At 70.8% G+C, this 9,544-nt stretch carries 8 protein-coding genes and 1 tRNA gene; 6 read left to right on the forward strand and 3 right to left on the reverse strand.

Annotated features, from left to right (window positions below):
• Positions 1–166: 166 nt before the first annotated feature.
• Entirely contained in the window at positions 167–787 is a 621-nt protein-coding gene (locus tag ACFXB5_RS26070; RefSeq protein WP_385212002.1) for a dihydrofolate reductase family protein, read from the reverse strand.
• A 125-nt stretch (positions 788–912) separates the two neighbouring features.
• Between ACFXB5_RS26070 and ACFXB5_RS26075 the strand changes: the two genes are divergently transcribed.
• The 3 genes from ACFXB5_RS26075 (at position 913) to ACFXB5_RS26085 (ending at position 4,226) form a co-directional block, all read left to right on the forward strand.
• A complete protein-coding gene (locus tag ACFXB5_RS26075; RefSeq protein WP_385212004.1) occupies positions 913–1,149 on the forward strand; it encodes a hypothetical protein in 237 nt (78 codons plus the stop codon).
• Positions 1,150–1,326: 177 nt separating this feature from the next.
• Positions 1,327–2,727 carry a pyridoxal phosphate-dependent decarboxylase family protein gene (locus ACFXB5_RS26080; protein ID WP_385212006.1) on the forward strand — a complete coding sequence of 467 codons (1,401 nt, stop codon included), beginning with the start codon at positions 1,327–1,329 and terminating at the stop codon, positions 2,725–2,727.
• A complete protein-coding gene (locus ACFXB5_RS26085; protein ID WP_385212008.1) occupies positions 2,724–4,226 on the forward strand; it encodes a lysine N(6)-hydroxylase/L-ornithine N(5)-oxygenase family protein in 1,503 nt (500 codons plus the stop codon). Before ACFXB5_RS26080 ends, ACFXB5_RS26085 begins: the two co-directional genes overlap by 4 nt.
• 37 nt (positions 4,227–4,263) lie before the next feature.
• On the opposite strand, the gene ACFXB5_RS26090 is transcribed toward ACFXB5_RS26085, so the two are convergent.
• Positions 4,264–6,060 (reverse strand): bifunctional metallophosphatase/5'-nucleotidase, encoded by a 1,797-nt coding sequence (locus tag ACFXB5_RS26090; protein ID WP_385212010.1) that lies wholly within the window; start codon positions 6,058–6,060, stop codon positions 4,264–4,266.
• A 105-nt stretch (positions 6,061–6,165) separates the two neighbouring features.
• Here ACFXB5_RS26090 and ACFXB5_RS26095 point away from each other — a divergent pair, with 105 nt between their 5' ends.
• Both ACFXB5_RS26095 and pyk read left to right on the forward strand, forming a co-directional pair.
• Positions 6,166–6,933, forward strand: a complete 768-nt coding sequence (locus ACFXB5_RS26095) for an SIMPL domain-containing protein (protein ID WP_385212012.1) — start codon at positions 6,166–6,168, stop codon at positions 6,931–6,933.
• 157 nt (positions 6,934–7,090) lie between these two features.
• Positions 7,091–8,521 (forward strand): pyruvate kinase, encoded by a 1,431-nt coding sequence (gene pyk / locus ACFXB5_RS26100; RefSeq protein WP_385212013.1) that lies wholly within the window; start codon positions 7,091–7,093, stop codon positions 8,519–8,521.
• 128 nt (positions 8,522–8,649) lie between these two features.
• Here pyk and ACFXB5_RS26105 read toward each other — a convergent pair.
• A tRNA-Leu gene (locus ACFXB5_RS26105) sits at positions 8,650–8,724 on the reverse strand.
• A gap of 97 nt (positions 8,725–8,821) precedes the next feature.
• On the opposite strand from ACFXB5_RS26105, the gene ACFXB5_RS26110 reads away from it, so the two are divergent.
• A complete protein-coding gene (locus tag ACFXB5_RS26110; protein ID WP_385212015.1) occupies positions 8,822–9,463 on the forward strand; it encodes an ANTAR domain-containing response regulator in 642 nt (213 codons plus the stop codon).
• Positions 9,464–9,544 lie beyond the last annotated feature (81 nt).

Genomic DNA, 9,544 nt, shown 5'->3' on the forward strand with positions numbered 1-9,544 from the left:
GGCGCCTTGCGATCGCACGCTCCCCCAGCTACCGCTGGGAGGTGCCCCCTGACGCCGCACGCTGATCCGACCGGGGATATGACACAGGCTCTGAGGAAGTCGAGGCGCTCCTCTTCTCCCGTACGCGCACTGGGAGACGAATTCGTCGAAGGCGGCGCCGCCAGGCTCAGGACAGCACGCGGTAGGTCACATGCGTGACCAGACTCGCCGCCCGCGACGTCACCTGCTCCAGTCTCAGCGGCGGGACGCCCTCGAACAGCCGCGTGCCGGCGCCGAGCGTGAACGGCACGATGTGCAGCCGCAGCTCGTCGATCAGGCCGGCGGCGAGGTACTGGTTGATGGTGGTCGCGCCGCCATGGATCGCGACCTCGCCGTCGCCGGCCGCGGCGCGTGCCTGTGCCAGCGCCGCCGCGATTCCGTCGGTGACGAAGTAGTACGTGGTGCCGCCGTCCATCGGCTGCGGCTCGCGCGCGTGGTGGGTGAGCACGAACACCGGTGCGTGGAACGGGGGATTGCCGCCCCACCAGCCGTTCCACTGCCGATCCCATGGGCCGCGCACCGGGCCGAACATGTTGCGCCCCATGATGAACGCCGCGGCGGCGGTCATCCGGTCGACCTCGGCCCGGTTCTCGTCGGGCGTATCGAACATCCAGGCGTGCAGCTTGTCGCCGGAGCCGTCGCCGCCGTCGTCGCCGAACGGGCGTTCCTCGGTCTGGTCGAGCCCGGCCGAGTACCCGTCGGCCGTGATCGTGATGTCGCAGATCACCCTGCCCGTTCGTTTGATCATCGCTCTCTCCTCCTCGTGGCGGCCTCCGTCGCCTTCGCGGTGAGCTTGCCGTCGAGCGGCGGCCTGGAACAGGCATGACGCGATGCCGATCTCATCCCGGTCCGGGCACGGGGCAGACTGACGGCATGGATCGAGGAGCGCGCCGCCAGTGGATGCTGAAGGTCGACGGGGAGCGGTTCGACGTCGCGACGCGTCCCGGCGAACCCGGGACGTACGACTTCACCTGGCTGACCGGGCCCAACCCGGGCTACGGCTTCACCACCGGTGTGCACGGAGCCGACTCCTTGAGCACACCGGAACTGGAGGCGGCCGCACGGGACTTCCTCCGCCAGGTGGACCCCGAGACGGGGCACATCGAGTAACCGATCAGGCCGGACGAGGCGGCAGGCCCGGGGCGGCCCGGCGCCGCCGATCAATCCGCGGGGCCGGGCCGTACCACGTACGGGTGCACTTGACCCCGACCCCGGATCGGACCGCCGGCGTGCGAAGTAATTTAGGCAGCCCTGACCGCCGCCCAGACACCCCCTAGGGGCACACCCATGCCCGTGCCCGCATCCGGAACCGCCCGCCTCCTCGCCGGGGGCCAGAGCGGACCGGACGTGCTCCGCCCGATGGTCGACACCGTCCTCGACGCCCTCGCCCACGGCGCCGCCGACCGCGGTGGCCCCCTACCGGCCGGGGGACCGGCCGCGGTGGCCCGGCGGATACGCGGTGCGGCCCGGCCGCTCATCCCCGACGAGGGGGAGGGGCCCCACCACGCGCTGCGCAGCCTCGTCCGCGCCCTCGCCCATGGCGCCGCCGAACCCGCCGACCCCCGCTGCACCGCCCATCTGCACTGCCCGCCGCTCGCCGTCGCCACCGCCGCCGACCTCGCGGTCTCCGCGCTCAACCCCTCCCTCGACTCCTGGGACCAGGCCCCCGCCGCCTGTGCGCTGGAGTCGCTGACCTGCCGCGCCCTGGCCGAACTCGTCCATCCCCACGGTCCCGACCCCGACGCCCTCGTCACCACCGGCGGCACCGAATCCAACCAGCTCGGCCTGCTCCTGGCCCGCGAGGCCGCCCAGGGCGCTCCCCTCCGTATCGTCCGCGGCGCCAACGCCCACCACAGCGTCCAGCGCGCCGCCTGGCTCCTCGGGCTGCCCGAGCCCCTCACCCTCCCCACCCCCAGCGGCGTCCTCGACCCGGTCGCGCTCCACACCGCCCTCGACCAGCCGTCCGACGCCCCCACCCTCGTCGTCGCCACCGCCGGCACCACCGACACCGGGGCCATCGACCCGCTCCCCGACATCGCCGACGTCTGCGACCACCACGCCGCCACCCTCCACATCGACGCCGCCTACGGCGCGCCCCTCCTCTTCAGCGACACCCTCCACAAACGGCTCCACGGGCTCGACCGCGCCCGTACCGTCGCGCTCGACCTGCACAAACTCGGCTGGCAGCCGGTGGCCGCGGGCCTCCTCGCCGTGCCCGACGGCGCCGCGCTCGCCGCGCTGGCCCACCACGCCGACTACCTCAACGCCGACGACGACACCGAAGCCGGCCTGCCCGATCTGCTCGGCCGCTCGCTCCGCACCACCCGCCGCCCCGACATCTTCAAGATCGCCGTCACGCTGCGGGCGCTCGGCCGCCGCGGTCTCGGCGAACTCGTGGACCACGTCTGCGCGGCCGCCCAGCACCTCGCGGACCTCATCGAGGCCCGCCCCGGGCTCGAGCTCCACGCCCGCCCCACCATCAGCACCGTTCTCTTCCGCCCCACCGGGGCACCGCCCGCCGCCGTCGCCGCGCTGCGCCGCCGCCTGCTCCACCACGGGGCGGCCGTCCTCGGCCGTGCCGCCACTCCTTCGGGGCTGTGGCTCAAGGCCACCGTTCTCAACCCGCACATCCAGCCCGACGATCTGCGCGGGCTGCTCGAACTCGTGGAAGGCAACACCACCCCATGAGCACCGCACAACCCCCCAACCCCGCCGCGTCCGCCGATCCCGCCACCGCCGACCGGGCCGCCGACCGGCCCGTGGACCTGGCCGGTATCGGCATCGGCCCGTTCAACCTCTCCCTCGCCGCCCTCGCCCACGGTGTCCCCGCCCTGCGCACCGCCTTCTACGAGCAGCGGCCCGCCTTCCACTGGCACCCCGGCCTCCTCATCGACGGCGCGACCATCCAAGTCCCCTTCCTCGCCGACCTGGTGACCCTCGCCGACCCCGGCAGCCCCTGGACCTTCCTCCAGTACCTCAAGGCCCATGAGCGGCTGTTCCCCTTCTACGTCGCCGAGCGCTTCCACATCGAGCGCGCCGAGTACGACGCGTACTGCCGCTGGCTCAGCGAACAGCTCCCCGGACTCCACTTCGACCACCGCGTCGACGCCGTCCGCTGGGACCACGAATACGAGCTGTTCGAAATCGACTTCGCCCGGCTCGGCCCGGCCGCCGACGCCCCCGCGTCCGATCCGGCCGCGACCGATGAGGAGGGCAGGGCCCTCGGTCGCGTCTACGCCCGCAACCTCGTCCTCGGCGTCGGCACCGAGCCGTACGTCCCCGAACCCCTGCGCCCGCTCGCCGACGCCCCCAACGTCCCCGTCCTCCACTCCTCCGACTACCTCGAACACCGCGAGCGGCTCCTGGCCACCGGCCACGTCACCGTCATCGGCTCCGGCCAGTCCGGCGCCGAGGTCTTCCTCGACCTGCTGCGCAACCGCCCCCTCGGCGCCGAAGGGCTCCACTGGATGGCCCGCACCCCCGCCTTCGCGCCCATGGAGTACGGCAAGCTCGGCCTGGAGCAGTTCAGCCCCGACTACACCCGCTACTTCCACACCCTGCCCGAGCCCGCCCGCGACCAGCTGCTGCCCCGCCAGTGGCAGCTCTACAAGGGCATCGCCCACGAGACGCTCGACGCCATCCACCACGAGCTCTACCGCCGGGCCCTGCACTCCGACGGCTGGCCCGGCGCCGTCCTCACCCCCGGTGTCACCGTCCGCACCGCCGGCCGGATCGCCGCCGCCCAGCTCGAACTCCACCTGGAACACACCGAGCAGGGCACCCGGGCCCGCCACACCACCGAGGCCGTCGTCCTCGCCACCGGCTACCGCGAGCGCCGCGTCGACACCCTCCTCGCCGCCCTCGACCCCTACATCCGCCGGGACGCCTCCGAGCGCCCCCGCGTCGACGCCGACCACTGTCTGGTCCTCGACCCCATGATCAAGGGCTCGGTGTACGTCCAGAACGCCGAGCGCCACACCCATGGGGTCGGCACCCCGGACCTCGGCCTCGCCGCCTGGCGCTCCGCCGTCATCCTCAACTCGCTGCTCACGGACCCCGCCTACCGGCTGCCGTCCCGCACCGCGTTCACCGCCTTCGGGCTCCAGCCGTCCGGGCGGTGCGGCACCGTCATCGGCAATCCGCACCTCCCCGACCAGCGCACCCCCCTCACCCCGACGCGGACCTGACCGCGCCGGGGGCACGCCTCGTCCTCCAAGAAGCGAACTAGAACACCGGAACGCCGTCCCGGGTCAGCTTCCAGTCCACCGACCCGAACCGCGACACATCGATCGTCCCCTTCGCCTGCACCCAGGCGATGATCGTGTTCCGGATCTCCTCCGAATTGGCCCACAGCTGCTTCGCGGAGGCCACATGCGGGAAGTTGCCGCCCCCGCTCGCCCGGTAGTTGTTGACCGCCAGCACGAACCGCGCCTTCTCGTCGACCGGCTTGCCGTCGAAGCTGAGCTTCGCGACGCGCGAGCCCGGCGCCTTCGCGATGTCGATCTCGTAGGTGAGGCCGCCCACCGCGTCGTAGTTGTAGTCCGGGATGTCCGAGGCGTTCGTCAGCTTCGCGGGGTCCACATCGCCGCCCGCCGGGGTCTGGACGTAGTAGCGCGCCGAGAACTCCAAGTAGTCCTTGAGCTGGGCGCCCGTCAGCACCCGCGCCTCCAGGGTGTTCTCGAACGGGTACAGCCCCGCCACCTGCCGGATCGTGACCTCCCCGGCCGGGATCGCCGCCGTACGGGAGAAGCAGGACGCCTGAGAGAGCACCGGCAGCTCCGCGTACTCCGTCCCCGCCAGCGCCGCCTTCACCGTCTCGGTCTGCACATGGTTGATGAAGTCGACGATCGGCGCGTCCTTGTACGGCGCCTCGGTGGCCGTCATCGCCGCCGAGCAGGTGCCGATCACCTGATTCACATAGCCGACGACCTTCTTGTGCTCGGCGTCGAGCAGCCGCACGATCCGCGGGTCCTCCCCGGCCGCGTTGGAGTTCAGCACCTTCGCCGACACCGACGCCACCCGCCAGCGGCCCCGCTCCCACTCCAGCTCGAAGTCGAAGAGGGTGAGCCGCTGACCCCACTTGAGCGGCTCGGAGAGCACGACCTCCCGCCCGGTCTCCTTGTTGACCACCCGCGACTCGGGGATCTCCACATGCGCGTGGCCCACCAGGATCGCGTCGATCCCCGCCACCTTCTCGGCCACCAGCGCCGCCGCGTTCTCCACATACGGCACCTGGTCGCCGTAGCTGGAGGTGCCGCTGGTCCCCGAATGCGCCGAGACGATCACCACGTCCGCGCCCATCGACCGCAGCCGCGGCACCCACTTCGCGGCCTGCTCCTCCAGGCCAGGGAAGGTCATCTTCCCCTGCACATTGACCTTGTCCCAGATCGCGATGCCCGGGTTGGTCAGCCCCAGCACCGCCACCTTCACATCCCGTCCGCACGGGGTGCGCAGCCGCGTCATCCAGTACGGCGGGAAGGCGGGCCGCAGCGTCTTCGCGTCCAGCGCGTTCGCCCCCAGCAGCGGGAAGTCGCACTGCTCCTCGAACTTCCGCAGCACCGGGATGCCGTAGTTGAACTCATGGTTGCCCAGCGCCGCCGCGTCATAGCCGATCGCGTTCATCGCCTGCGCCATGGGATGCACCGGGCCGCCTTCCCCGGTGATCGGGTCCACCCGGGCGTAGTAGTACGACAGCTGGGTGCCCTGAATGGTGTCGCCCGCGTCGATCAGCAGCGTATTGCGGCGCCCCTTCTCCTTGCGGACCTCGTCGACCAGCGTGGAGATCTTCGCCAGGCCCACATCGTTGTGCGCCGTGTCGTCGAACTCGGCGTCGGTGAAGTAGTCCCAGTTGAAGACGTTGCCGTGCAGATCGGTCGTGCCCATCACGGTGAAGGCGTACCGCCGCCGGGGCCGCTCGTGGCCCCGCGCCTCGGCCGGGACGGCGGCCGCGGCGGAGGCGAGGGCGGCCCCCGCACCGCTCGCCGCGGTGCGGCCGAGGAACTTCCGACGGTTGAGCGGCATGGCTGATCTCCCCTGAGATACCTGCGAAATGGGCACAACGCGCGTAGATTCTGGCCCAACCGCACCGCTTCGCACCAGCCCTCGCGCACCTGACCGGGAGCCGCCATGAATCAGCCGCCCCAGCCCGGCCGGCCCAGCCCGCCGCCGCAGCCCGCCCAGCCCGGCCCGCCGCCCCAGCCCGCCGCCTCCGTGCCGTACGGCACTCCCGAGACCCCGCGCGTCGCCGTCCGCGGCGAGGCGACCCTGGAGGTCGACCCCGAGATCGCCCGGCTCACCATCGCCGTCAGCGCCCGCGGCGCCGACCGGCGCGCCGCGCTGGAGGACCTCACCCGCCGCAACAACCAGGTCCTGGAGCTGGTGAAGTCCTACGGCGAGGCGGTCGAGAAGCTGGAGACCGGTGCCTTCTCGGTCACCCCCGAGATCAACCCCAAGAGCCGCCACGAGCGCGTACGGGCCTATCACGGCCGGGTGCACCTGACCGCGACCCTCACCGACTTCACCGCCCTGGGCGAGCTCACCACCCGCCTCGCCGACCTCGAGCTCACCCGGGTCGACGGCCCCTGGTGGGGGCTGCGCCCCGACTCGCCCGCGTACGGCCGGGCCCGGCAGCGGGCGGTGCGCGCGGCGGTGCGGCGGGCCCGCGAGTACGCGGGGGCGCTCGACGCCCGGCTGGTCGCGCTCACCGAGCTCGCCGACCTGGAGGCGGAGGAGGGACCGTTCCAGCCCGTGGCCGTCGCCGCCCCGCGCGCCCGGTCCGGCTACGGCGGCCCCGCCGACCGGGACGCCGTGGCCGCGCTCGACCTCGAACCGCAGCGCCAGACGGTGTACGCGCACGTCAACGCGCGCTTCACCATGACCCCGCCCGAGCTGTGAAACGCCTCCTCCGGAGCCCCGGAACCACCCTCCGAAACGCTCATCGGAGCGGCCCACTGCACGTTTCATTAGTTGTCAATAACCTGCCATCCAAAGGCCATGGGGGAGTGTGAAGTTCTCAGTTCTTTACTCGCCGGTAAGTCATAGGCTCGGCATCATGCGCCGAGCAAAAATCGTCTGTACTTTGGGACCCGCCACCGACTCGTACGAGCAGATCAAGGCGCTCATCGAGGCCGGAATGGACGTGGCCCGCTTCAACCTCAGCCACGGCACCTATGCCGAGCACGAGGAGCGTTATCGGCGAGTGCGCAAAGCCTCGCTGGAAACCGGTCGCAGCGTCGGCATCCTCGCCGACCTTCAAGGTCCGAAGATTCGGCTCGGCCGTTTCCGTGAGGGGCCCGTACTCCTTGAACGCGGGGATGAGTTCATCATCACCGTCGAACCCATCGAGGGCGACCGGTTCCGCTGCGGTACCACCTACGAGGGGCTGGCCGGCGACGTCAGCAAGGGTGAGCGGATCCTCGTCGACGACGGCCGGGTCACCCTCGAGGTCGTCGACATCGACGGCCCCCGGGTGCACACCATCGCCATCGAGGGCGGCATGGTCTCCGACCACAAGGGGCTCAACCTCCCCGGTGTGGCCGTCTCCGTCCCCGCGCTGTCCAAGAAGGACATCGAGGACCTGCGCTGGGCCCTGCGCATCGGCGCCGATGTCATCGCTCTCTCCTTCGTCCGCAACGGCGACGACGTCGTGGACGTCCACCGGGTGATGGACGAGGAGGACCGCAGGCTCCCGGTCATCGCGAAGATCGAGAAGCCGCAGGCGGTGGAGAACCTCGAGGGGATCGTCGACGCCTTCGACGGCATCATGGTCGCCCGCGGCGACCTCGGCGTGGAGATGCCGCTGGAGCAGGTGCCGATCGTCCAGAAGCGCGCGATCAAGCTGGCCAAGCGGAACGCCAAGCCGGTGATCGTCGCCACCCAGATGCTCGACTCGATGATCGAGAACTCCCGCCCCACCCGGGCCGAGGCGTCCGACGTCGCCAACGCGGTGATCGACGGCACGGACGCGGTGATGCTCTCGGGCGAGACCAGCGTCGGCAAGTACCCGATCGTCACGGTCAAGACGATGGGCCGCATCGTGGCCGCCGCCGAGGAGGACATCCTCGCCAAGGGCCTGCCCCCGCTCACCGAGCGCAGCAAGCCCCGCACCCAGGGCGGCGCGGTGGCCCGCGCGGCGGCCGAGATGGGCGACTTCCTCGGCGCGAAGTTCCTCGTCGCCTTCACCCAGTCCGGCGACACCGTGCGCCGCCTCTCCCGCTACCGCTCCCCGATCCCGCTGCTGGCCTTCACCCCGGAGCCGGGCACCCGCTCCCAGCTCAATCTGACCTGGGGCGTGGAGACCTTCCTCGGTCCGATGGTCGATTCCACGGACGAGATGGTGGCCCAGGTGGACGAGGAACTGCTGCGCCTCGGCCGCTGCAAGAAGGGCGACCTGGTCATCATCACCGCCGGTTCCCCGCCCGGTGTCTCCGGCTCCACCAATCTGGTCCGCGTCCACCACATCGGCGCGGACGACCTGAGGTAGCCGAGCCTCGCTCCTTGGGGCCGAAGTACTGGTTCAGTACTTCGGCCCGACGTGGTATTTCGCCGAAGCCTTCACTTCATCGAGTGAAGAAGACCGATTCCATTGTGACCTTGGAATCGAAGGAAATGTGCCCCGGGTCGGACTCGAACCGACACTGTATGGGTTTTGAATCCATTGCCTGCTGCCAATTGGGCTACCGGGGCTTGCAGTTTCGAAGGTCACCAATGACCCGCTGCGCGTCCACCTTACCGCAGCTAGGTAGGCTCATGGTGCCCACCTGCCAGGAAAACGAGGACCACAGTGAGCACCGCTGACGCCCCCGACGCGCAGTCGCACGTCCCACCGCAGACAACCCGCGTCGTCATCGCCGAGGACGAGGCCCTCATCCGCCTCGACCTGAAGGAGATGCTCGAGGAGGAGGGGTACTCCGTCGTCGGCGAGGCGGGCGATGGGGAGACGGCTGTCGCGCTCGCCCAGGAGCACCACCCCGACCTCGTCATCCTCGATGTGAAGATGCCGGTGCTCGACGGCATCTCCGCCGCCGAGCGGATCGCGGCCGACCGCATCGCCCCCGTTCTGATGCTGACCGCCTTCTCCCAGCGCGAACTGGTCGAACGGGCCCGGGACGCCGGGGCGATGGCGTATCTCGTGAAGCCGTTCAGCAAGAGCGATGTGGTCCCGGCCATCGAGATGGCCGTCTCCCGCTTCACCGAGCTGAAGACCCTGGAACTGGAGGTCGCCGACCTCTCCCAGCGGCTGGAGACCCGCAAGCTGGTCGACCGGGCCAAGAGCGTGCTTCAGACGCAGTACGGGCTGACCGAGCCCGCCGCCTTCCGTTGGATCCAGAAGACCTCGATGGACCGCCGGCTGTCGATGCAGCAGGTGGCGGAGGCCGTCATCGAGGACGCGGCGGAGAAGAAGGCCGCCAACAAGGAGCAGTAGAAGGGGAAAGGGTGCGCGCCCCCCCCGCGGGGGTGGGGTGGCCGGTGTTGGGGGCGAGATCACATCACGGGGTGGACGGAA

The sequence above is a fragment of the Streptomyces sp. NPDC059455 genome (assembly GCF_042750115.1).
GTDB classification, from domain to species: domain Bacteria; phylum Actinomycetota; class Actinomycetes; order Streptomycetales; family Streptomycetaceae; genus Streptomyces; species Streptomyces endocoffeicus.